General features: G+C 40.6%; 18 protein-coding genes and 1 tRNA gene. 7 read left to right on the forward strand and 12 right to left on the reverse strand.

Going from position 1 to position 23,288, the window contains the following annotated elements:
• The first annotated feature begins 30 nt into the window (after positions 1-30).
• The 3 genes from rplL (at position 31) to rpoC (ending at position 8,719) form a co-directional block, all read left to right on the forward strand.
• Positions 31-405, forward strand: coding sequence for a 50S ribosomal protein L7/L12 (gene rplL / locus D0T84_RS10685; protein WP_163307866.1), 375 nt, complete (start codon positions 31-33; stop codon positions 403-405).
• A gap of 101 nt (positions 406-506) precedes the next feature.
• Positions 507-4,319, forward strand: coding sequence for a DNA-directed RNA polymerase subunit beta (rpoB, locus tag D0T84_RS10690; RefSeq protein WP_163307867.1), 3,813 nt, complete (start codon positions 507-509; stop codon positions 4,317-4,319).
• A 116-nt stretch (positions 4,320-4,435) separates the two neighbouring features.
• Complete coding sequence (gene rpoC, locus D0T84_RS10695; protein ID WP_163307868.1) at positions 4,436-8,719, forward strand: DNA-directed RNA polymerase subunit beta'; 4,284 nt, start codon at positions 4,436-4,438, stop codon at positions 8,717-8,719.
• Between the two features lie 137 nt (positions 8,720-8,856).
• Here the strand turns inward: rpoC and D0T84_RS10700 are convergent, their stop codons facing one another.
• The 8 genes from D0T84_RS10700 to D0T84_RS10735 all read right to left on the reverse strand — a co-directional run bounded on the left by D0T84_RS10700 (position 8,857) and on the right by D0T84_RS10735 (position 15,578).
• Positions 8,857-9,084, reverse strand: a complete 228-nt coding sequence (locus tag D0T84_RS10700) for a hypothetical protein (protein WP_163307869.1) — start codon at positions 9,082-9,084, stop codon at positions 8,857-8,859.
• Between the two features lie 353 nt (positions 9,085-9,437).
• The gene (locus D0T84_RS10705) at positions 9,438-10,688 is read right to left on the reverse strand and encodes a hypothetical protein (protein ID WP_163307870.1); all 1,251 of its coding nucleotides are present in this window, start codon (positions 10,686-10,688) and stop codon (positions 9,438-9,440) included.
• Positions 10,689-11,089: 401 nt separating this feature from the next.
• Positions 11,090-12,202: a 4-phosphoerythronate dehydrogenase PdxB gene (pdxB, locus tag D0T84_RS10710; protein WP_163307871.1), complete on the reverse strand. Its 1,113-nt coding sequence runs from the start codon at positions 12,200-12,202 to the stop codon at positions 11,090-11,092.
• Between the two features lie 88 nt (positions 12,203-12,290).
• Positions 12,291-12,989, reverse strand: a complete 699-nt coding sequence (locus tag D0T84_RS10715) for an ABC transporter ATP-binding protein (RefSeq protein ID WP_163307872.1) — start codon at positions 12,987-12,989, stop codon at positions 12,291-12,293.
• A gap of 11 nt (positions 12,990-13,000) precedes the next feature.
• Positions 13,001-13,453, reverse strand: a complete 453-nt coding sequence (locus D0T84_RS10720; RefSeq protein WP_163307873.1) for an SMI1/KNR4 family protein — start codon at positions 13,451-13,453, stop codon at positions 13,001-13,003.
• Positions 13,454-13,527: 74 nt separating this feature from the next.
• Entirely contained in the window at positions 13,528-14,034 is a 507-nt protein-coding gene (locus D0T84_RS10725; protein WP_163307874.1) for a ferritin, read from the reverse strand.
• Positions 14,035-14,404: 370 nt separating this feature from the next.
• Positions 14,405-14,491, reverse strand: a tRNA-Ser gene (locus tag D0T84_RS10730).
• Positions 14,492-14,570: 79 nt separating this feature from the next.
• Positions 14,571-15,578, reverse strand: coding sequence for an aspartate-semialdehyde dehydrogenase (locus tag D0T84_RS10735; RefSeq protein ID WP_163307875.1), 1,008 nt, complete (start codon positions 15,576-15,578; stop codon positions 14,571-14,573).
• Positions 15,579-15,721: 143 nt separating this feature from the next.
• On the opposite strand from D0T84_RS10735, the gene D0T84_RS22940 reads away from it, so the two are divergent.
• Positions 15,722-15,856, forward strand: coding sequence for a hypothetical protein (locus D0T84_RS22940; RefSeq protein ID WP_255495315.1), 135 nt, complete (start codon positions 15,722-15,724; stop codon positions 15,854-15,856).
• Positions 15,857-16,076: 220 nt separating this feature from the next.
• Here the strand turns inward: D0T84_RS22940 and D0T84_RS10740 are convergent, their stop codons facing one another.
• Positions 16,077-17,501, reverse strand: coding sequence for a tetratricopeptide repeat protein (locus D0T84_RS10740; RefSeq protein WP_163307876.1), 1,425 nt, complete (start codon positions 17,499-17,501; stop codon positions 16,077-16,079).
• A 135-nt stretch (positions 17,502-17,636) separates the two neighbouring features.
• Here D0T84_RS10740 and D0T84_RS10745 point away from each other — a divergent pair, with 135 nt between their 5' ends.
• The 3 genes from D0T84_RS10745 to D0T84_RS10755 all read left to right on the forward strand — a co-directional run bounded on the left by D0T84_RS10745 (position 17,637) and on the right by D0T84_RS10755 (position 19,551).
• A complete protein-coding gene (locus D0T84_RS10745; RefSeq protein ID WP_163307877.1) occupies positions 17,637-18,299 on the forward strand; it encodes a rhomboid family intramembrane serine protease in 663 nt (220 codons plus the stop codon).
• 207 nt (positions 18,300-18,506) lie between these two features.
• Complete coding sequence (locus tag D0T84_RS10750) at positions 18,507-18,836, forward strand: hypothetical protein (protein ID WP_163307882.1); 330 nt, start codon at positions 18,507-18,509, stop codon at positions 18,834-18,836.
• A gap of 40 nt (positions 18,837-18,876) precedes the next feature.
• Positions 18,877-19,551 carry an OmpA family protein gene (locus D0T84_RS10755; RefSeq protein ID WP_163307878.1) on the forward strand — a complete coding sequence of 225 codons (675 nt, stop codon included), beginning with the start codon at positions 18,877-18,879 and terminating at the stop codon, positions 19,549-19,551.
• A gap of 73 nt (positions 19,552-19,624) precedes the next feature.
• Here D0T84_RS10755 and D0T84_RS10760 read toward each other — a convergent pair whose 3' ends face one another.
• The 3 genes from D0T84_RS10760 to D0T84_RS10770 all read right to left on the reverse strand — a co-directional run bounded on the left by D0T84_RS10760 (position 19,625) and on the right by D0T84_RS10770 (position 23,156).
• Positions 19,625-20,377, reverse strand: coding sequence for an NUDIX domain-containing protein (locus tag D0T84_RS10760; protein WP_163307879.1), 753 nt, complete (start codon positions 20,375-20,377; stop codon positions 19,625-19,627).
• A 5-nt stretch (positions 20,378-20,382) separates the two neighbouring features.
• Positions 20,383-21,225, reverse strand: coding sequence for a hypothetical protein (locus D0T84_RS10765; RefSeq protein WP_163307880.1), 843 nt, complete (start codon positions 21,223-21,225; stop codon positions 20,383-20,385).
• Between the two features lie 245 nt (positions 21,226-21,470).
• Positions 21,471-23,156 (reverse strand): alkaline phosphatase family protein, encoded by a 1,686-nt coding sequence (locus D0T84_RS10770; protein WP_163307881.1) that lies wholly within the window; start codon positions 23,154-23,156, stop codon positions 21,471-21,473.
• Positions 23,157-23,288: the final 132 nt, after the last annotated feature.

A 23,288-nucleotide genomic window follows, 5' to 3' on the forward strand; every position in this document is an offset into this window, starting at 1 on the left:
AGAATAATAACAATTTTAATTTATACAAAAATGGCAGATATCAAAGCTATTGCAGAACAACTAGTAAATTTGACAGTAAAAGAAGTAAGCGAATTAGCTGAAATTCTAAAAACTGAATATGGTATTGAACCAGCTGCTGCTGCTGTTGCAGTTGCTGCAGGTCCAGCTGCTGCTGCTGAAGTAGTAGAAGAAAAAACATCTTTCGATGTAATCTTGAAATCAGCAGGTGCAAACAAATTACAAGTTGTTAAAGCTGTGAAAGAACTAACAGGACTTGGTTTGAAAGAAGCTAAAGATCTAGTTGATGCTGCTCCTGGTGAACTGAAAAAAGGAGTAACTAAAGATGAAGCAGACGCATTGAAAAAACAATTAGAAGAAGCTGGAGCAGAAGTTGAACTTAAGTAAAAACAGTCCTGTCAAAGGATATTTTGGTTAGGAACCTCCGTAGGGAAGGTTCTTAACCTTTTTGCGTCAAAAATAATAAGTTCAATAAAACTGGATATTCCATGTCTTCAACAAATACAAATCAAAGAGTCAATTTCGCTTCAATCAAAAATCCGCTTCCTTATCCGGATTTTCTTGAAGTACAGCTAAAGTCATTCCGCGACTTTCTACAACTTGATACGCCTCCCGAAAAGAGGAAGAACGAAGGCTTATACAAAGTTTTTGCAGAAAACTTTCCTATAGCTGATACACGAAACAATTTTGTATTAGAATTTTTGGACTACTTTATCGACCCTCCACGCTATACCATCGAAGAGTGTATAGAAAGAGGATTGACTTACAGTGTCCCTCTAAAAGCAAAGCTTAAGCTTTATTGTACCGACCCCGACCATGAAGACTTTGACACGGTTATTCAGGATGTTTATCTGGGGTTGATTCCATACATGACCGAAAAAGGTACCTTTGTAATTAATGGTGCTGAGCGTGTTGTCGTTTCGCAGTTGCACCGTTCTCCCGGAGTATTCTTTGGACAGACGATGCATGCAAATGGTACAAAATTGTATTCAGCTCGTATTATACCATTCAAAGGGTCATGGATTGAATTTGCTACTGACATCAACAATGTCATGTATGCTTATATTGACCGTAAGAAGAAATTACCAGTTACTACATTGCTTCGTGCTATCGGATTCGAGAGCGATAGGGATATCCTCGAAATATTCGATCTGGCTGAAGAAGTAAAAGTTAACAAACAAAATATAAAAAAAGTAGCAGGCCGTAAACTTGCTGCCAGAATCCTGAGGACATGGATGGAAGACTTCGTGGACGAAGATACCGGAGAGGTAACGTCTATCGAGCGTAACGAAGTTATCCTTGAACGTGAAACGATTCTGGATAAAGATCATCTTGATCTGATATTAGATTCGAATGTGCCATCTATATTGTTGCATAAGGATTCACAGAATATATCTGATTTTGCGATTATTTACAATACGTTGCAAAAAGACCCTAGTAACTCCGAAATAGATGCCGTGCGCCATATCTACAGGCAGCTTCGCAGCGCCGAACCTGCCGACGATACAAGTGCACGTGAAGTAATCAACAATCTGTTCTTCTCCGAAAAACGTTACGATTTGGGAGAAGTGGGTCGTTACAGGCTGAATAAAAAATTAGGTCTTTCTACCGATACGGATATCCGCGTATTGACAAAAGAGGATATGATAGAAATCATCAAGTACCTTATCGAATTGATCAACTCGAAGGCTATTGTAGATGATATCGACCACTTGAGCAACCGTCGCGTCCGTACAGTAGGAGAACAGCTATTCAATCAGTTTGGTGTAGGTCTTAACCGTATGGCGCGTATCATCCGTGAAAGGATGAATGTACGCGACAATGAAGTGTTCACGCCTATCGACCTGATTAATGCCAAGACAATATCTTCGGTAGTGAATACATTCTTCGGTACAAATGCTTTATCTCAGTTCATGGATCAAACCAATCCGCTGGCAGAGATTACGCACAAGCGCCGTATGTCTGCACTCGGGCCTGGTGGACTTTCCCGCGAAAGAGCCGGTTTTGAGGTGCGTGACGTTCACTATACGCACTACGGACGTCTTTGTCCGATTGAGACGCCTGAAGGTCCCAATATCGGTTTGATATCTTCTCTTTGTGTATATGCAAAGATTAACGATCTGGGCTTCATCGAAACGCCGTATCGTAAAGTAACGAAAGCAAAAGTGGATTTATCCTCTGATGGAATTGTCTATCTGGCTGCCGAAGAAGAAGAAGATAAACTGATAGCGCAGGGTAATGCCCCGTTGAACGATGACGGTTCATTTATCAATATGCGTGTAAAAGCCCGTCAGGATGCCGACTATCCGGTTATTGCGCCGGACGAAGTAGAACTGATGGACGTTTCGCCTACACAGATTGCGTCTATTGCGGCTTCATTGATTCCTTTCCTTGAACATGATGATGCCAACCGTGCATTGATGGGATCTAACATGATGCGTCAGGCAGTGCCGTTGATGCGTACCGAGGCTCCTATCGTAGGTACAGGTATCGAAGGACAATTGATACGCGACTCCCGTACACAGATTGTGGCCGAAGGAGCAGGAGAAGTTGTTTTCGTTGATGCCGATACTATCAAGATCAAATATGACCGTACATCTGACGAAGACTTTGTAGCTTTCGACGATGCGGTAAAAACATATTCAATTCCTAAATTCCGTAAAACGAACCAGAATACAACAATCGACCTTCGTCCTACTTGCAGAAAGGGAGACCGGGTTGAGCAGAATCAGATACTGACAGAAGGTTATTCTACAGAGCAAGGCGAACTGGCAATCGGTAAGAACCTGAAAGTGGCGTTCATGCCTTGGAAGGGATATAACTTCGAGGATGCCATCGTACTGAACGAACGCATCGTTCGCGAAGACGTCTTTACATCTGTGCATGTAGAAGAATTCGCTCTCGAAGTTCGCGACACAAAACGTGGGGTTGAAGAGTTAACTTCAGACATACCGAATGTAAGTGAAGACGCTACTAAGGATTTGGACGAAAGAGGTATCATTCGCATTGGTGCCCGTGTAAATCCGGGCGATATACTTATCGGTAAGATTACTCCGAAAGGAGAATCCGATCCTTCACCTGAAGAAAAACTGCTTCGTGCTATCTTCGGGGATAAGGCCGGTGATGTAAAAGACGCTTCACTGAAAGCTTCTCCTTCTTTGAAAGGTGTTGTTGTAGGAACGAACCTATTCTCTAAAGCTTCGAAGAAAGGTAAAACCAAACTTTCCAGCAAAGCTCTGCTTCCTAAACTGGATGAAGAGTACGAAGAAAAGATGGCTAAACTGAAAGGAGTATTGGTAGATAAACTGTTAGTATTGACTGAAGGTAAAACATCGCAGGGTGTAAAAGATTACCTGAATGTGGATATTATAGGTAAAGGTTCCAGATTTACGAAAGGCGCCCTTGAAAATATAGATTATGAGTCGGTTCAGGTAAGCAACTGGACTACTGATGAACACAAGAACGAGTTGATCAGAGATGTTGTAGTAAACTACCTGCGCAAATATAAAGAGCTTGATGCCGAACTGAAACGTAAACGTTTCGACCTGACTATCGGGGATGAACTTCCTTCGGGTATCGTGCAGATAGCGAAAGTCTATGTAGCCAAGAAGCGTAAGATACAGGTAGGGGATAAGATGGCAGGACGTCACGGTAATAAAGGTATCGTGTCTCGTATCGTCCGCCAGGAAGATATGCCGTTCTTGCCGGACGGAACACCGGTTGATATCGTGTTGAATCCGCTGGGTGTGCCTTCCCGTATGAACCTCGGGCAGATTTTCGAAACCGTACTTGGTTGGGCAGGTAAAGAGCTTGGGGTTAAGTTTGCTACTCCTATTTTTGACGGAGCAAGCCTTGACGACCTGAACTCATGGACTGACAAAGCCGGAGTTCCCCGTTATGGTAAAGTCCGTCTTATTGACGGAGGTACAGGCGACCGTTTCGACCAGCATGCAACAGTAGGTATTATCTACATGCTTAAGCTTGGTCACATGGTTGAAGACAAGATGCACGCACGTTCCATCGGTCCTTATTCACTTATCACACAGCAGCCTCTTGGAGGTAAAGCGCAGTTTGGTGGTCAGCGTTTCGGTGAAATGGAGGTTTGGGCACTTGAAGCATTCGGCGCGGCACACATATTAAGAGAAATCCTTACTATAAAATCCGATGATGTCGTAGGCCGTTCGAAAGCTTATGAAGCGATCGTGAAAGGTGAGCCAATGCCGCAACCTGGTATTCCTGAATCGTTGAACGTACTTCTTCACGAAATGCGTGGTTTAGGATTGAGCGTATCTCTGGATTAATATATTAAAGCCATTAGCCGATAGCTTTTAGCTATTAGCTAATGGATTATAATACTCTAACAAAAAGGTTATTGGCTATCAGCTAATAGCTAACAGCTTTAAAAGGAAAAAAGTATATGGCTTTTAGAAAAGAAAATAAAGTAAAGAGTAGCTTTTCAAAAATAACTGTGAGCCTTGCTTCTCCCGAAGAAATTCTGGAAGCATCAAGCGGTGAGGTTTTGAAACCTGAAACAATCAACTATCGTACTTACAAGCCAGAACGTGACGGACTCTTCTGCGAACGTATATTCGGACCTGTGAAGGATTATGAATGTCATTGCGGAAAATATAAGAGAATCCGTTACAAAGGTATCGTTTGTGACCGTTGTGGTGTTGAAGTTACAGAAAAGAAAGTTCGCCGTGAGCGTACAGGGCATATCCATCTTGTGGTTCCGGTGGCTCACATCTGGTATTTCCGCTCGCTACCTAACAAGATGGGTTATCTTTTGGGTATCCCTACCAAGAAACTGGATTCTATAATCTACTACGAACGTTATGTTGTAATTCAGTCAGGTGCTGCAGTGGAAGAGGGAGTTGTAGATAAAGACCTTCTTACAGAAGAAGAATACCTGAGTATTCTGGAAAAACTCCCGAAAGAAAATCAACTGCTGGACGATACCGATCCAAACAAGTTTATTGCTAAGATGGGAGCCGAAGGCGTTTATGACCTCTTGTCTCGCATCAATCTTGATTCGTTGGCAAATACACTTCGTCATAAGGCAAGTACCGATACATCCCAGCAACGTAAGAATGAAGCGTTGAAGCAACTTCAGGTTGTAGAAGCGTTCCGTGGTTCCAAGGGTAAGAATAAACCAGAGTGGATGATCGTTAAGATCGTTCCTGTTATTCCGCCGGAACTTCGTCCGTTGGTACCACTCGATGGCGGGCGTTTTGCTACATCCGACCTGAATGACCTGTATCGCCGCGTTATTATCCGCAACAACCGTCTGAAAAGACTTATCGATATCAAAGCTCCGGAAGTAATCCTGCGTAATGAAAAGCGTATGCTTCAGGAAGCTGTGGATTCACTGTTTGACAACTCACGTAAATCGAGTGCGGTGAAGACAGACGCTAACCGTCCGTTGAAATCACTTTCCGACAGTCTGAAAGGTAAACAAGGACGTTTCCGCCAGAACTTGCTGGGTAAACGTGTCGACTATTCGGCCCGTTCGGTTATTGTCGTTGGTCCTGAATTGAAAATGCACGAATGCGGTATTCCTCAGGATATGGCTGCCGAGTTGTACAAACCATTTATTATCCGTAAGTTGATTGAGCGTGGTATCGTTAAGACCGTTAAATCAGCGAAGAAAATAGTAGACCGCAAGGAACCTGTGGTATGGGACATCCTGGAGCATGTAATGAAAGGACATCCTGTATTGCTCAACCGTGCCCCTACGCTTCACCGTCTGGGTATTCAGGCATTCCAGCCTAAAATGATCGGAGGTAAAGCTATCCAGTTGCACCCGTTAGCCTGTACGGCGTTCAATGCCGACTTCGACGGTGACCAGATGGCGGTTCACCTACCATTAGGCAACGAAGCTATCCTAGAGGCTCAGATGTTGATGCTTGCATCGCATAATATACTTAACCCTGCCAATGGTGCACCTATTACTGTGCCTTCTCAGGACATGGTTCTTGGACTGTATTATATCACCAAGGCGCGTAGAGGAGCCAAAGGCGAAGGACTTGTGTTCTATGGGCCGGAAGAGGCTGTAATCGCTTATAACGAAGGTAAGGTAGATGTGCATGCTCTTGTCAAGGTTTATGTAAAAGACCTTGATGAAAACGGTAATATTGTGGATGTAATGCGTGAGACAACTGTCGGACGTGTTATGATTAACGAAATAGTACCTTACGAGGTTGGTTATATTAACGAAATCCTTTCTAAAAAATCGCTTCGCGATATTATCGGTAACGTAATCAAGGTATGTGGTGTTGCCAAGACAGCGCAATTCCTTGACGATATAAAAGAACTGGGTTACACAATGGCATTCCGTGGAGGTTTGTCGTTCAACCTTGAAGATGTAATCATACCAGAAGAAAAAGATACATTGGTACAACAGGGTTATGACGAAGTAGAGCAGATAATGAATAACTATAATATGGGATTCATTACCTATAACGAGCGTTATAACCAGATTATCGACACATGGACGCACGTCAACTCCAGATTGTCGAATATCCTGATGAAACAGTTATCGGAAGACGACCAGGGATTCAATGCTGTGTACATGATGCTTGACTCAGGAGCCCGTGGTTCCAAAGAGCAGATTCGTCAGTTGTCAGGTATGCGTGGATTGATGGCGAAACCTCAGAAGAGTGGGGCAGAAGGTGCTCAGATTATCGAGAACCCGATCCTCTCCAACTTTAAAGAAGGCTTGTCGGTGTTAGAGTACTTTATCTCTACCCACGGTGCCCGTAAGGGTCTTGCCGATACGGCTTTGAAAACGGCCGATGCCGGATATCTTACACGTCGTCTTGTTGACGTTTCACAGGATGTGATAATCAACGAAGAAGACTGTGGTACATTACGCGGCCTTGTTTGTACCGAGTTGAAGAATAACGAAGAAGTTGTCGCATCTCTTTACGAACGTATATTGGGTCGTGTGTCTGTACACGATATTCAGCATCCGATGACAGGAGAGATAATCGTGAAATCCGGAGATGAAATTACCGAAGATACAGCCACTATCATCCAGAATTCTCCAATCGAAAGTGTTGAAATCCGTTCAGTACTTACTTGTGAATCGAAGAAGGGCGTTTGTGGTAAGTGTTACGGACGTAATCTAGCTACAGGTCGTATGGTTCAGCGTGGCGAGGCTGTTGGTGTTATCGCTGCACAGTCTATCGGTGAGCCGGGTACACAGCTGACACTACGTACATTCCACGTTGGGGGTATCGCTTCCAATATAGCTGCTGAAAGTAGCGTTGTGGCTAAGTATGACGGAGTATTGGAGATCGACGATCTTCGTACTGTCGATATAGTGGATGAGGCAGGTAAGAAGGCACAGATCGTAGTTAGCCGTCTGGTCGAACTGCGTCTGGTTGACCCTAATACTAAAATCGTGCTGCTTACTCATAATATTCCTTATGGTTCTAAACTCTACTTCAAAGATGGAGCTAAGGTTAAGAAAGATGATTTGATCTGCGAATGGGATCCATTTAACGCGGTTATCATATCCGAAGCAACCGGACGCATCAGGTTTGAAAATGTTATAGAGGGTATTACCTTTAAAGTAGAGTCTGATGAACAAACCGGGCTGAAAGAGAAGATCATTATCGAGTCACGTGACAAGACCAAAGCTCCCGAAGCTCACATCTTGGACGAACACAATAAGATTATCAAAACATACAGTTTGCCGTTAGGTGCTCACATTGTTAAAGATGATAGTGATACTATAAAGGCAGGGGATGTACTAGTTAAGATACCTCGCGCAGTAGGTAAGGCCGGCGATATTACCGGAGGTCTTCCTCGTGTGACTGAGTTGTTCGAAGCGCGTAACCCTTCTAATCCGGCTGTTGTATCTGAAATCGACGGTGAAATATCATTCGGTAAGATTAAACGTGGTAACAGGGAAATTACGGTAACTTCCAAACTAGGAGAAGTGAAGAGGTACCTTGTTCCGCTATCCAAACAGATACTTGTTCAGGAAAACGACTTTGTAAGAGCTGGTATGCCATTGTCTGACGGAGCAACGACTCCATCCGATATTCTGGCTATTATGGGGCCTACAGCCGTTCAGGAATATATTGTAAACGAAGTGCAGGATGTATATCGTTTGCAAGGTGTGAAAATTAACGATAAGCACTTCGAAGTAATTGTACGTCAGATGATGCGCAAGGTTGAAGTGATCGATCCGGGAGATACACGCTTCCTTGAACAACAGGTAATAGACAAGTACGATGTAATGGAAGAAAATGATAGGATCTGGGGTAAGAAAGTTGTTCTGGAAGCTGGAGATTCCACTACTTTCGAACCAGGGCAGATAGTTACCGCGCGTAAACTGAGAGATGAAAACTCTATGCTTAAGCGTAGAGACCTTCATCCGGTTATTGTACGCGATGCGGTTCCAGCTACTGCTAACCAGATACTTCAGGGTATTACACGTGCAGCCCTTCAAACTCAAAGCTTCATGTCTGCGGCTTCGTTCCAGGAAACGACAAAGGTGCTGAACGATGCGGCTATAAACGCGAAAGTAGACAGGCTGGAAGGTTTGAAAGAAAACGTTATCTGTGGTCACTTACTCCCTGCTGGTACAGGTCAGCGCGAGTTTGAGAAACTCGTTGTTGGTACAAAAGAGGATTTTGACAGGATTGCGGCAACACGTAAAACCGTAGTTGATTTTGATGCTGTAGAATAATTAATTATTCTTTTATATAGTTAGAGGGCGGAGTGATGTAATGTCACTCCGCCCTCATTTTAATTTCCATTTTTATCATGTAATGCAATTACGCGGCAATGGAGGTAACACATGCAAAAATCTGAAAAGAATAGAGATTAATAAACCGTCCTCCCAACTGATCCCATAATATCTTGTTTTATGGTTTGTAACAAATGAGTATCCCATCCTTTTATCCAATTGGGCTTCCCTCCAAGCTCTGCTTCGGTTTTAATATCAACTTTTTTTATCAGCTGAAAATTTGAAAACCACGCGGGTTCTCTACTTTTCAGTGTATTTTCCCCGTTCATTCCAGTAATACATAAAATAAATGTTAGTTTTTTCATTTTTTTATTTTACGGCTGCTCCTTACATCAATGAGGGAGTCTCAAAAGTAAAACATCTCTATCAAATTGTTACTTTTTTTGTCATTCTGAGTGCAACGAAGAATCTCGACCTACCAGATACGAGATGTTTCACTCCGTTCAACATGACAAAAAGATATGAAAAAATACTTTTGAGACACCCTCATTGTTATTAACAAAAAAATGTAATATAAAAAATATTTCAAAATGAGATTTCAGAAGCTTGTTGAATAATTTGAAAATCACTTTTTACAAGCCTTAGTTTCATTTTTTGAGTATTTTTTGAACGCTCTTTTGCCACACTTCGATAAATATCTGTGCAGATAGATGGTCGATTAATTTATCCATTTTTTATTTTTCGTGTCGTATACTTTTGGTAGTCCACCAGATGTCCCCTTATCATTTTCAGTGATTATACCTACATAAACATATCCATCCGAATCAATCCACATGCCATAACTAAATGACGCGGAGTTTGCTGTTCCAGACAAAGTTTGTAAATCAGTATATTCCCTGCTACGAGGGTTTCTTACTCTTAAATACGCTTTTGCTGGAGTTCCACAACCAGAAGAAGTTGGAACTGTCCATCGAATTGTCATTGTTGTTGTACTTACAGAACAATTACCATAAGCCACAGGACAAGGTGCAACATCGTTTGCTTTATAATTTACAGAAGCGTATGCACTATACTCACTTTCGCCTACACTATTAATTGCTTTTACTTTGTAATATGAAGTCCCCTCTCGTGGATTACTATCGACTAAGAATGTATTAGTTGTTGAACTTTCGATCTGAGAGTATGTTCCAGAAGCACTGGAGCTACGATAAACTTTATAACTTGTTGCATCTGGAACACTATTCCATCTAATAGTTATCAATGGAACTAAGGAGTTCCCGTCATTCGATACTGTAACACCTGTCGGCGAGTCAGGTTTTGTCTCATTCCCTCCATTTGATAATGTATAATTACATGATACATAGTTACTCAAAATGCTCTCTACCCCATCGCTATTTGCAGATGTCAGTTTATAGTAATTATAACCTATTGAAGGTGAACTATCATAGAATGAGAGATTCGTAGAATGGCCTATTTTAGAATATGTGCCAGAAGAAGAAATACTCCGATAAATATTATATTGAGATGCTCCAATAACACTACTCCATGAAATTTCTACAGAAGTACCACTTTGTGCAATATTGATATTTGTTGGTGGATCTAAGCTTGTTTCGCTATTTCCCCCATTTGTCATTCCTGTTTGAGAAATATCAAAGGAAGTATGCTTAGAGTTGGCATTTATTGATATTGTAATGTTTCTATTGGTTGTAGAATTATTTTCATCAATTACTACTTGGATCGATCCATTACCATTGCCAGATAAAGGAGAAATTCGACACCATGAAATATTCGGATCAGTTACAAACCATGAAGTGTTACTAAACACTTGTATTGATTGAGACCCTCCATTTGCGTTTAGATTTATTGAAGCGGTACTAATTTCTAAAGTTTCTTTCTCTTTATCATCGCCACACGAGAATAGTGCTAAGGCAAAGACCAATGTTGCAAGTATATATGTAATATTTTTCATATAAAAGGTTGTTTTAGCTCCGATTAAGGATCGGATATTAGATTATAAACTCTGGGCTTTTTTGTCCTTATTCAATCTCACATACACACATAAAAAAAGCGCGGACAATACCGTAATTATTTGTTCATGAGGTCTTCGACTACCTTTCCGCCAAATAAACGAGTAAAGCCCACGCCGTATGACGTGAGCATCATCGCTTTACTCTTGGCGGATCTGAAATTGTCGAAGTTTCATGAACCAGAATAAAAGCTAGACGCTTTTTCCAATATATTTTAAAATGTGCGTATCCTCACGCTCCTTACTTCATAGGCAATTTGTATTAGTTTAAAGCAAATGTATAAATATTTTGTTATATATCAACAAAGTATGTGATGTTTGTTAATATAAATAATTTTGTGTTACTATAACTGAAACCCGAAGTCATTCAATAAATCCGCCTCTTCCTGCGATGCATTTTTTATCTTATATGCTCCATATTCCCTCCTTAGTGGATACTCATTCCTTAATCGCTTGAAAGTCTCAGGAGAGGCTTTTAAACGGTTGAAGTCACTTAGTAGATTATAGGTATATAAGATTGCGCCATAAATGCGATTGGCCGAATCTGAATAATTATTTAAGTCAATCAATGCATTGTCCGGCTCCGGCGCTTTAATCGCTGATGCAGGCTCTTTATTCATCCCATAAAAATCGGCTACAGACTCCAATGACATGCGTGTTGCATTAGCCTTCCCGTCAGCAGAGTAGCCTGCGATATGCGGGGTAGCTATATCTGCCAGATTCATATATTCAAGGTCGATCAGCGGTTCGTTTTCCCAGCAATCGATAATTGCTCCCGATATTTCGTTTCGCTTTATTGCTTTTTTTATTGCCTCTGTGTCTATGATGGCGCCACGGGCGGAATTGATGATGATCGGCTTTCTTTTCAATGAAGAAAAGAAGGCATTATCAGCCAGATGATAGGTCTTATATTCTCCTTCTTTGGTTAAGGGAGTATGGAACGTGATGATGTCAGCTTCATTTATTATCGTATCCAGATCTACAAAGAGATTGTTGTTCTCCGCCTTCTGGCGTGGTGGATCATTTAATAATACCTTCATACCGAGTATTTCGCAGGCTTTGGCTACTTTCTTGCCTACATTACCAACGCCTACAATGCCGATTGTTTTATCTTTCAGGTCAAAGCCCTGCTTTCGGGCTATTGTAATCAGTGCCGAAACTATATATTGTTGTACCGAACCGGAGTTACATCCCGGTGCATTCCGCCATATTATACCATGTGCATCACAATATTCGGTATCTATATGGTCGTAGCCGATTGTCGCCGAGCAAATCAGTTTTACATTCATCCCTTTCAGGTTCGTTTCGTCAAAGCGGGTAACAGTACGTACGATGAGGGTATCAGCATCTTTTATCGCCTCATGAGTAAATGCGGCTCCGTCAAGGTAGGTCACCTCACCATATTGTTCGGCTACCCCTTGTAGGTAGGGTATATTTTTATCAGCTATTATTTTCATACGATAATTTCGTTTTTAATGGTTGTATGGAAACTCGCATGACAAAATTATCATAGTCATTTGTGAATTGCTTTTGGCTCTGCCGATTTTACAATTCATGCTCGTTTTCATTTGTCAGTGTATGGAATATCTGTTCTACGGATTCTATTTCAGTTATTTTTTTATCAACGAGGAGCTTTCCCGTATTCAGAAGAACCAGCCGCGTGCATATCTCTTTCACTTCCTGTAGGATGTGGGTAGAGAATAATATTACTTTGTCCTTTGATAATTCGATAAACAGGTTGTTCAGGCTTTCTCTCTGGTTAGGGTCAAGACCCGAAGTAGCTTCATCGAGAATGAGAAAAACAGGATCGTTGACCAGAGCTTGGGCAATACCTACACGCTGCCTGTTTCCTTTCGACAGCGTTTTTATTTTCTTTTTGTATTCTTTGTCCAATCCTGTCCGTTCGATGATATAAGGAATATTCTTTTTATTGGCATTATAGATGCCTGTTACATATTCCAGATATTCCCTTACATACATGTCCTCATATAGGGGGTTATCTTCTGATAGATAGCCTGTCTGTTTCTTTATATTTAATGTATCTGAGAAAAAGTCTTTTCCGAAGAAACTAATCTTCCCGCTGTCAGGAGTGATTATTCCCGAAAGTATTTTCATCAGAGTGGACTTTCCCGCGCCGTTTACACCCAGCAGTCCTATAATTTCTCCTTTCTGCATGGAAAAACTGACATTAGAGAGCGCCGGATGTTGTCCATATCGTTTCGATATATTATCTAGTTGTATCAATCTGTTATTATTTAGAAATCATCTTCGCCCAGAAGTGCGAAATCTTCAAAAAACTCATCAAACGAAGGGAACATCAGGCTTGTTTTTCCTATATTGAGTTCTCCTTTTTCGTCGGATAAAATATCCGCACCATATATTTTGTTGTCCTGAATATTATAAAGCATAAGAAACTCGTCAACTTCGTATTTTAATACGAAATACTTTGTATCCAGAGCATATTCTTTTCGCATATCGAGGGTTATGTCAGCTACAGGATAAGACGTCTCTCTCCCGGTTTTATAAATGCCATATATAGTGGTGTCTCCGAAATTACACTCTCCGCATTCACTCAGAAACAGGGTATAATCAGCAGGAAAAGATATGCCTAATATCTTTTCTACAGTTTTTATATTGTCTATAGATGCACCTTCCGAGTATTCAAATTCCTCATTTAATTGTTGTATATATTTTCCTGTTTTTTCCATATATGCAAGGTATAATAAAAAATAAATCCCTCCAAAATATTGAGAAGGGATTTACTTTTATGTTGTAATAGCGTTTAATCAGCCAGAGGAGTATATGTCCTGCTTTGCAACTCTTTGTCGAGAGTATAAATGCCGAACCCATTATCCTTAATCATTTTCAGCGCGTCTATATAGCCCTGTGCCGTAGCTTCTTCTTCTACCTGCTCGTCAACAAACCATTTTAGCATGCTTTCTGTAGCATAATCTTTTTCTTCTTTGGCCAAAGCTACCAGGTCGTTAATTAATCCGGTCACTACGATTTCATGTTTCAAAGTTTCTTCAAAAGCATGTAACGGCGATTTCCAAGAGAGTGCAACTTTTGCGATTGGTTTCAACTCTACTTTAGCACCTCTTTCAACCACGTATTTGAAGAATTTCATCGCATGATCCTGTTCTTCTTTAAACTGGATTTCGAACCAGTTGGCAAAACCGGGTTTACCATCGGCAGCAAAGTGTGCGGCCATAGACAGATACAAGTATGCTGACCAAAATTCAGCATTGATTTGTGCATTTAATGCAGCTTCTAATTTTTTACTTAACATAATGATGATATATTTGATGATAGTTTCCTTTTTTAACAAACTCAAATTTAATATTGTTCAGATATTTTTCCGAATCTGCGGTACAATGTTACAAAATATAATTTTCTTATCAAAGACTATTTATAATTGTTAATGACTTATCGAAATAAACTATATCTTTTGTCTATAATATGGGCTTGGATATGTGTTTCTCTGTATGGCGTAACAATTTCGGGACACCTGTTCAATCTAGGGGAGTAAGAGATAAAGCCTTTTTCGGGGTGGTCTGGGGTGATCCCATTTTTCGGGGATGAGCCGAAATAGAGCCTGTTATATCGCTTATTAATGCAAAAACTCAGAGAATATTCTCTGAGTTTTTATTGTTATCCGGCGGAAGCGGGGGGATTCGAACCCCCGGTACAGTTACCCGTACGTCAGTTTAGCAAACTGGTGGTTTCAGCCACTCACCCACACTTCCTGAAATCGCAAAAAGCTGTATTTTGCCAATTGCGATGCAAATATAGTTGTTTGTTTTGATTATACAAACAGTTTTCTTATTAAATAGCCTTTTCTTTGATCAAATATTCTGCTATTTGTACAGCATTCAGCGCGGCGCCTTTCTTTATCTGGTCGGCAACTACCCAGAATGTCAATCCGTTCGGGTTCGCGATATCTTCGCGTATGCGTCCCACATAGACAGGGTCTTGTCCTGCAACAAAGAGCGGCATCGGATATTCTTTTTCGGCCGGATTGTCCTGTAATACGATTCCTTCTGCCTTTGAGAAAGCCTCACGGGCTTCTTGCGGAGAGACAGGCCGTTCTGTTTCCACCCAGATGGCTTCCGAGTGTGAACGAAGAACAGGAACGCGGATACATGCCGAGCTTACCTGAATATCAGAGTGCATAATTTTTTGTGTTTCGTAATACATCTTCAACTCCTCTTTTGTGTATCCGTTATCCGTAAACACATCTATTTGAGGTATAACGTTGTATGCCAGCTGATATGCAAATTTTTCTACTGTCACATCATTATTGAATGCTATTTGCTTAAACTGGTTTATCAGTTCTTCCATAGCAGCGGCTCCGGCTCCCGACGCGGCCTGATAGGTAGCTACATGAGCGCGTTTTATATGAGATAGTTTTTCTATTACGTTCATTGCCACTACCATCTGTATGGTAGAGCAGTTCGGGTTTGCGATTATACCTTTCGGGCGCACTTTTGCATCTTCCCCATTTACTTCGGGAACTACAAGAGGTACATCCTTATCCATACGGAATGCGCTCGAATTGTCTATCATTATTGTCCCATGCTTTGTGATGGTTTCGGCAAATTCGATAGAAACGCTTCCTCCGGCAGATGTAAACGCAATATCTATATCTTTAAAATCATCGTTGTGTTTCAGTTCTTTGACGGTATACTGTTTATTACGAAATGTATAAACGTTGCCCGCGCTTCTGGCAGACCCGAATAACACTAATTCCTCAATAGGAAAATTCCGCTCGTCAAGAACTCTCAGGAATTCCTGACCTACAGCACCACTTGTACCAACAATAGCAATTTTCATTTTTTTACTGATATAGAATGAATTATTCAATTAATTAAGGGATACAAAGATATGTGTTTTGTAGGGAATATAACGAGTTTCGGAGGACAAATATTAAGTTAGGGCTACAACCCATTTATTATTTGTAAGTAACTACACAGTACATGACAAAAATTATTCAAACACGATTTGGAGACGATGTAGGGGCAGTGGCTTGTCTCTGCCCGCTTGTCATCATTTACGGGCACCCACAAGGGGATGCCCCTACAGCAGGATATAAAATTTTGTCATGTACTTAGAAGTTGTTTAAATTTTCTTCGTTCAAATTTTTAGAGATGTTTTAGAGATGCTTATTTACATACGCTTCGCTCCTGTGACCGTTGGTTGAGTTGAGAAAAAGGAAAAAACAGCCTAAAAATGAACGAAGAAAAAGGTATAATAAAATATTCGTATAAAATTTAAACAGTTACTAAGTATAAAAACAGGGATTGTAACCATAAAAAGATATGTTTTCAAGTCCTATAGATTATTTATCTCCTGATTCCGCGCCTGTATTTCCATTTCCGGGATTTCTGTCCGGAGCTGTTCTACACGTTTTTCCAGATTATAGATTTCGGATGACATTCTTCTTTTTCCGTCCTGTGAGGCTGAACTGTAATCGGAACGTTGCTTATCCAGTTTTACCGATAAATCGTTGAACTCTTTTTGTAACTGGATGACTTTAGAAAATGTGGTTTGGGCAGCCCTGCTTTTAAAATCAGCCAGTTTGTAATAGGTTCTGTCGTCGTCTATTACAAATTCAAAATCATGTATGACCTCTGTTTTTACAACAGGCTCTTTCCGTGCGGAGGCGATGAGAGAGGTATAATTCTGTCCGGCAACCCATGAGTCTTTTATGGATGAGATGCGTGCACGGCGCGACAGATACTCTTCATCATCACTCTGTATTATTTTTACCACTTTGTTTGGTATGAATGTGTATACACATACTTTTCCGTTAGGCATATATCTGTCCGAAGCGAACCATCCAACCCCTTTTTCTTCGTCTACAGCCATCATATAGTCGTTGTAGAGCGAATTGAAAGGCATATTCAGCCGTTCGGGTGTCAGGTATGTATCATTGTTCATATTATAGCGTGACACAAACAGGTCGTAACCGCCGAGTGAATCTTCATCCTTTGCTGCGAAGTATATAGTTACCCCGTCAGCCATCATATACGGATAATTCACATCGCCTGATAAACCGAAATTGCTGGCAGATAGTTTTTTCTCATTGCCAAACTCGTCAAGTAGTTTCTCCTGCGAATACAGGGCAAGGCTATAATCTTTTTCAGGCTTTGCATAATACATCTTAGTACCCTTTTCATTCGTGTAAGCAGTAGCGTCTACGTGTCTGTCGGCCGTGAACAACTTATCGAAGTAGTCCAGTTTTCCTGAACTGAGGCTCAATGTATAGGCAGAAAGGAATTTCTGTTTATCAATAATTATACTGTCTATAATTTGTACATCTTCGGTATTGGAAGCCATACGGCGAATGCGAGACATGACTTTTCTTTTCTCTTCCAGCTTTTCACGCGCGGCATCATCCTTCTTTTTCAGTGATGCTTCATATTTACCGAAAGCGTCATCAGACTCAGTAAATCTATATTCCTGAGCATATAGCTGCCCTAAGTAAAGGAAAGACTCCGGTATCCGCTTCTTTGAGGCCACCAGCAGGCACTCTTCGGCTTTAGGAAGATTTTTCCCCGTTTGCAGCAGGCATACTCCATACCATTGGTTCAGGCTGGCATCATCCGGCTTGGCATTATATTCTGCTTCGAATATTGGCAGCGCTTTTGCATATTCTCCCCGCAGGTATAATTCTTTAGCCTCATTTAAGGTCTGGGCTAAAACCGCGGGTGCGCAGCAAACTGAGAGTAGTAAATAGATAAATATAGATTTCATGCCTTTCTGCTTAGAGTCTAATTCTAGGATCCAAATTTACATGAAAATATTTAAACTATCACAATCCATAAAAAGGTAATGGGTATTGTATGAGAAATTTATACCTTTGCCCTTATTTTTTTAAAAGATTAGTTTATGAGTTTTGATTTGCAGTCCGTACTACCTATCCTTATTATCATTCTTACAGTCCTTACCAGCATGAAAGGATTTAACGATATGGCCTTTTTTGACCGGTATAAGTTTAACGTAGGGGCTATTCTGGGTAAATCGAAACAATGGGACAGGCTGCTGACCTCGGCTACATTGCATGGCGACTATATGCACCTCCTGTTTAATATGATGACGTTATACTTCTTTTCTCCAGTCGTTGCGGATGCTTTCGGAGTATGGATATACCTTGTTATTTATTTTTTCTCTATTGTAGGCGGAGGCCTTTTATCCCTTTTCATCCATCGCAGGGAATATTATTATAGCGCTATTGGCGCATCGGGTGGGGTAGTAGGCGTATTATTCGCCGCTATTGCCGTATATCCACATATGGGGCTTCGTTTTTTCTTTATCCCGATAGACATTCCGGGATGGATATTCGGTCTGGGTTATTTGGCTTTTTCGATATACGGAATGCTGAAAAATGTGGGTAATATAGGGCATGACGCGCACATGGGCGGCGCCGTTGTCGGCATCGTAGTTGCTCTTATCTATACTCCGTCCGAAGTGCTGAGTGCCAATGCTTTTTATCTGGGCATTATGATCTTACCTTTACTTATTCTGGGATATCTTATTTGGAAGAAGAAATAATTTAACTACTTTTACGGTAGGCTTAACACAAAAAAAGTGAATAAATGTTGCTCCGTGGATTAAACCTTTTTTCACTTAATTGGTCTTAATAAACAAGCAAACTTATTCAACAAAATAGAATGAACAGCAAAAACAAAGCATGATCTATGAACTTCAATAGTATTTCTTTGTTATAAATTATACAATATAATCCTAAAAGCATATATGATGAGTAACGACAAGAACCTTGTACAGTATGATGAAGATGATGCTGTGAAATATATTCAGAACTATCTTCCCCAAGAAACGAAAGGCAAATATTCGGATGATGAGATCAATTATATTCTTGATATCGTTTACGAATTTTATGAAGAAAAGGGCTTTATGGATGAGAATTCCGATGATAGCGCCATTGTAGACATTGATGAGGATGAACTGATAGCTTATGTGTTGAAAAATACACAGAAAGATAAGATAAATAATTTCTCATCAGACGATATCTCCTTTGTTATACAAGGTGAACTGGCTTATTGTGAATCAATAGGGATATTTGAGTAAAAAATAATCACAAACGAATAACTTTTTAAAAATTAAATTTATGAAACATTTTTCATTCTTGACAGCTATTGTTTTGAGCTGCACATTATTGTTCTCTAGTTGTGGAGCGAGCGACACAGTGAAAGGTACAGGTATTGGAGCCGGAGCAGGCGGTGCATTAGGAGCTGGTATAGGCGCTATCATAGGTGGCGGTAAGGGTGCTGCATGGGGTGCCGGTATTGGTGCTGTAGTAGGTGGTTCTGCCGGAGCTGTAATCGGTAACAAGATGGACAAACAAAAGAAAGAACTGGAACAAATTAATGGTGCCCAGGTTGAAACTATCAATGATGGACAGGCCATTAAGGTTACATTCGAATCAGGAATCTTATTTGCTACAAATTCAAGCACATTAAGTACTGCTTCTCAGAGCGCGTTGACTAACTTCGCTACTTCCCTGAACAATAACCCTGATACAGATATTCAGATTTACGGTCACACTGACAATACAGGTTCGGACGCTATAAACAACCCATTGTCGGAAAAACGTGCTCAGTCTGTATATAACTTCCTTCAAACAAAAGGTGTTTCGGGTACCCGTATGGTATCCCAGGGATTTGGTTCTACTCAGCCGGTTGCTGACAACTCTACTACTACAGGTAGATCTCAAAACCGCCGTGTAGAAATTTATATCCTGCCTAACGAAAAAATGATACAGGATGCTCATCAGGGTAGATAATATCCGTTGAGTTTATATAAAAAATATCCCCTGAAGATTTTCTTTCAGGGGATATTTTTTTATCCGTAGTGTATCAGAGGTTATTACTCATTATCTGGATTCCAAGCTGCTCGGCCTCTTTATATTTTTCCTTATCAAAAGAATATAAGTTAGGGGACTTATGCGCTCCTACTTTGCGGGTTTCGTTCAGTGATGTAATGAAACCGATGGATAACATCTTACGTTGAAAATTCCTCCGGTCAAGCTCTCTGTCTAAAATAGATTCGTAGATGCTTCGCAACTCAGGCATTGTAAACTTTTCGGGAAGAAGCTCATACCCGATAGGGACAAAGCCTATCTGTTTGCGAATAGTAGAAATAGCTGTATCGAAAATGACCTTATGGTCGGCGTACACTTCGGGAATATTGCCAATATCGAACCATGCTGCCTCTTCGTATTCGTCATTTGCATACACTTTTACATCTTCATATTTAACCAAGGCGTAATAAGCGAGGCTTATATTACTGTTGACATATGACTTGTTGCTGTCTTCTTTATCGTTGGGCCCGTCCTGTTCTTTCTTGCCGAAGAAGTAAAACTGTTTCAGATATACGTCTTTCAGTTTTGTTTTAGATTCGAGAATACGGCTGGCTGCATCGTCCGGAGTCTCGTTTTTTGCAATAAATCCGCCCGGAAGCATCCATTTGTTACCTGCTTTGAGTTTACATAGCAACACTTTGAGACAACCTGAATGAAATCCAAATATAGCGCACTCAACAGAAACATTGGGTATAAAGATGTCTCTGTCCCGCTCTATGGTTTCAATGGGCGACTTTTCTTTTTTCATAAACATTAAAGTTTTTCTTGTTTTGTCCTATCTGCCGAGTTTTTCTTGTTATCAAGGTAGTATATGCGATATTCGGCCTTTTCTTTTTCTGTCTTAAGACTGTCCAGTTGAAGTATCATTACCGATAACTGATAAGATTTAGCAATAGCAGATTTAGCCTGCTGTGATAAGGTGTATGTATATTTCCCCTGCCCTTCTATAGTGGCAGTTAAAGGTTTGTCGAAGTTAGCGAATATAAATTTTGCTATTCCGTTTTCACTGGCTCCGGTAAAATGTATGATTTCGTACGTTTTACCCATATTCGTGAAACGATAATTCAAGCCATCATCATTTACAGGCATGGTTTCTACATAAGAACCGTCTTTGGCCGATATTTTTAATTTGTTATGCTTTTGTCCGCCGATAAAAACACTTTCAATAAACAATCTACCATTCTCATTCACTCCCGAACGAAGCGTAGTACCCGTTATATACGCTGCAACGCTTTCTTTCGGTATGTAATTGCCGGTCTCCTGATATTGCTTGTTCTGCTGAAAACTAAACAGTTTTTTTTCCTGGTCTACTGTTGGCTGAAAGGAAATTATCAAGGAATCGCAGGTAGCAATCGTTTTCTCATCCTCGCCCCGTCTGATAGAATCCAATAATGCCAGTCCTGCACTTAACTGAGGGAAGGCTTTAGGATATTTGCTTTTCAGGCTGTCTAGCTGTTGTTTTGCCAAAGTGTACTCTTTCTGAGTATAATACTGTCTTGCTATTTCCAGTTGCTTTTGTGCATCTTTGTTTTCTGATGAACAAGCTAATAAAAAAAGGAACAAAAGTATAGATATACTTTTATGATAACTTTTCATAAGAGAACGTTTTGTCTTAATATTCTGGGTAAATTGCTTATGTAATTCCGTACCAAATTACAAATTATTTTTAGTTCCACATTATTATTTACCATTATTTTGTCATTGCCTCGCGATAGGGTGTTGATTTATAGTATTTTAACGGAAAGTGTGTTCTCCAATCTTATATCTAAACAACGAACATAGCTCAAAAGTTCGATGTATAGCCGTTTTTTGAAGAAAATACGCGGTAGTGGAAACCTCTTTTACCTTTTTACCCTTGTCAGTCCATTTTCGAACATATAACCGGCAGTTCTATGCATAGCAATCGAATAGAGGCGCATCTCTTTTGCTTTATTTTTATACTGTTCATTTTTAATAAAGTTCTCGGGGTTGCTGTCGGCATAACTATACAGGCCTTCGGTGTCTGTTTTGAAGTTATAAGAGTAAAAAAATGTCTGTCCGATGCATCCCAAAGCATTGTCGGAAGAGAAAAACGTATAAATGTGCCTGCCCTTGAATAAGTCAACGCCGAATGTATTGTTCTCATACGAGCGGTTCAGTAAACCCATAACCGTAGGGAATACATCTACCTGCCCTGCGGGATCGGAGTATGTTTGTGGCGTGTCGCCGAAAGCCGGGGAATATATAATAAGTGGAATATGGTTCAGGGATAGCGGCATATCGTAGGTTTGTGTCCCTACTATTTTCCCGTGATCGCCTAGCAGAACGAATATTGTATTCTCATACCACTCTTGTTTCTTGGCCTCTGTGAAGAACTGCCGTATAGCGTCATCGGCGAAGGATACAATCTGAAATTGTGGTTCGGAACTGATATTCTTAAACTTATCGGGGACAATATATGGAGGATGATTGCTTACAGTAAGGATTGTGGCAAGAAATGGTGTTTTGTCAGACGATTTTTCGTTCAGTTTGTTTAAGGAATATTCGAAAAGGAAGTCGTCGGCTACACCAAAGCTGTTTCTCCGCATATTTTTCGGATAATCTTCCTGAGAGTATATCTCCTCTACTCCGTTCTCCAAAAGGAAAGCGTTCATGTTGTCATACTGTGCTTCGTGCGGCATAAAAAACAGTGTCTTATAGCCCTGCTCCTGCAAAATAGATGGTAAACCCTGACATAAAGGGATATTCACGTTTTTCATCATATTTTTATCAAACAGGGCAGGCAGCCCGTAAAGTGTAGCCAGTATACCGTGATTGGTATGTGTGCCTGCGGAATAAAAATTGTCGAAATAATAGGACTTGGTAATTAGCTGGTTCAGGAAGGGGGTTATTTCCTGCCCGTTTTTTTTCACCTTCAGTAAATCGGCCGACATCGATTCCATCAGTATGACCACTACGTTCATGTTTTTAGCCGTGCTGTCTGCCGTGATATGCCTGGCGATAGGAGAACCGTTTGCGCCGGAAGTCCTGAAATCTTGTTGGGCTATGGCTATCGCGTCTTTTGCCGGCATAATATTGTTTACGTTATAATGTGACTTGGAAGATTCGATAGCGTCACGCATAAAGTAGAAGGACGGATTGATCCCCATTTGGTTGAGGAAAGAATTATCACAAAAATAGGCCTGGCTGGTTTTGATAGGGTTGTATCCGAACCGCCCCCTGATGCCGAATACGCATAAGCCGATAAGTATAAGGCAAACAGGTGTATAGATAAGGTATTCTTTGCTTTTTATGTTTTCTTGCCGCTTCTTTATCAGTTTTTTGCTTATCCTGGATATTAAATAGCCGAACAAGACTATAACGAGGATAAAGAATGCCATGTAGATATAGTAGGATGTCTCTTCCAGTATCATGCCCGCAGTAGTGCCTCCTTCTTCATTCCAGTTGAAAATAGAAGTATTCAGATGTTTGAAAAAGTATTTGAAATAAGGAATGTCGGCAGAGCCTATGGCAAAGACAAGTGTGTATATGATTATATAATAAATCACTACTGTCCGCTAAAAAACAGAGCGAACTTTTAAAAAATAAAAAATCCGCTCTTCTGCTTATCTTTGTAGTAGCAACAAAACAAAATTAAGCTCATGAGCAAAAGTAGGGATTTTATCGGACAGCCGATATTG

It is taken from the genome of Dysgonomonas sp. 521, assembly GCF_010501055.1.
Classification (GTDB): Bacteria; Bacteroidota; Bacteroidia; order Bacteroidales; family Dysgonomonadaceae; genus Dysgonomonas.

Coding starts and splice junctions, on each gene's coding strand:
- D0T84_RS10725 (WP_163307874.1), bottom strand. CDS start 14,034: ATGTTAAGTAAAAAATTAGAAGCTGCATTAAATGCACAAATCAATGCT.
- rplL (WP_163307866.1), top strand. CDS start 31: ATGGCAGATATCAAAGCTATTGCAGAACAACTAGTAAATTTGACAGTA.
- D0T84_RS10700 (WP_163307869.1), bottom strand. CDS start 9,084: ATGAAAAAACTAACATTTATTTTATGTATTACTGGAATGAACGGGGAA.
- rpoC (WP_163307868.1), top strand. CDS start 4,436: ATGGCTTTTAGAAAAGAAAATAAAGTAAAGAGTAGCTTTTCAAAAATA.
- D0T84_RS22940 (WP_255495315.1), top strand. CDS start 15,722: ATGACAAAAATTATTCAAACACGATTTGGAGACGATGTAGGGGCAGTG.
- D0T84_RS10750 (WP_163307882.1), top strand. CDS start 18,507: ATGAGTAACGACAAGAACCTTGTACAGTATGATGAAGATGATGCTGTG.
- D0T84_RS10745 (WP_163307877.1), top strand. CDS start 17,637: ATGAGTTTTGATTTGCAGTCCGTACTACCTATCCTTATTATCATTCTT.
- D0T84_RS10735 (WP_163307875.1), bottom strand. CDS start 15,578: ATGAAAATTGCTATTGTTGGTACAAGTGGTGCTGTAGGTCAGGAATTC.
- D0T84_RS10755 (WP_163307878.1), top strand. CDS start 18,877: ATGAAACATTTTTCATTCTTGACAGCTATTGTTTTGAGCTGCACATTA.
- D0T84_RS10720 (WP_163307873.1), bottom strand. CDS start 13,453: ATGGAAAAAACAGGAAAATATATACAACAATTAAATGAGGAATTTGAA.
- D0T84_RS10740 (WP_163307876.1), bottom strand. CDS start 17,501: ATGAAATCTATATTTATCTATTTACTACTCTCAGTTTGCTGCGCACCC.
- D0T84_RS10760 (WP_163307879.1), bottom strand. CDS start 20,377: ATGAAAAAAGAAAAGTCGCCCATTGAAACCATAGAGCGGGACAGAGAC.
- D0T84_RS10705 (WP_163307870.1), bottom strand. CDS start 10,688: ATGAAAAATATTACATATATACTTGCAACATTGGTCTTTGCCTTAGCA.
- D0T84_RS10765 (WP_163307880.1), bottom strand. CDS start 21,225: ATGAAAAGTTATCATAAAAGTATATCTATACTTTTGTTCCTTTTTTTA.
- pdxB (WP_163307871.1), bottom strand. CDS start 12,202: ATGAAAATAATAGCTGATAAAAATATACCCTACCTACAAGGGGTAGCC.
- rpoB (WP_163307867.1), top strand. CDS start 507: ATGTCTTCAACAAATACAAATCAAAGAGTCAATTTCGCTTCAATCAAA.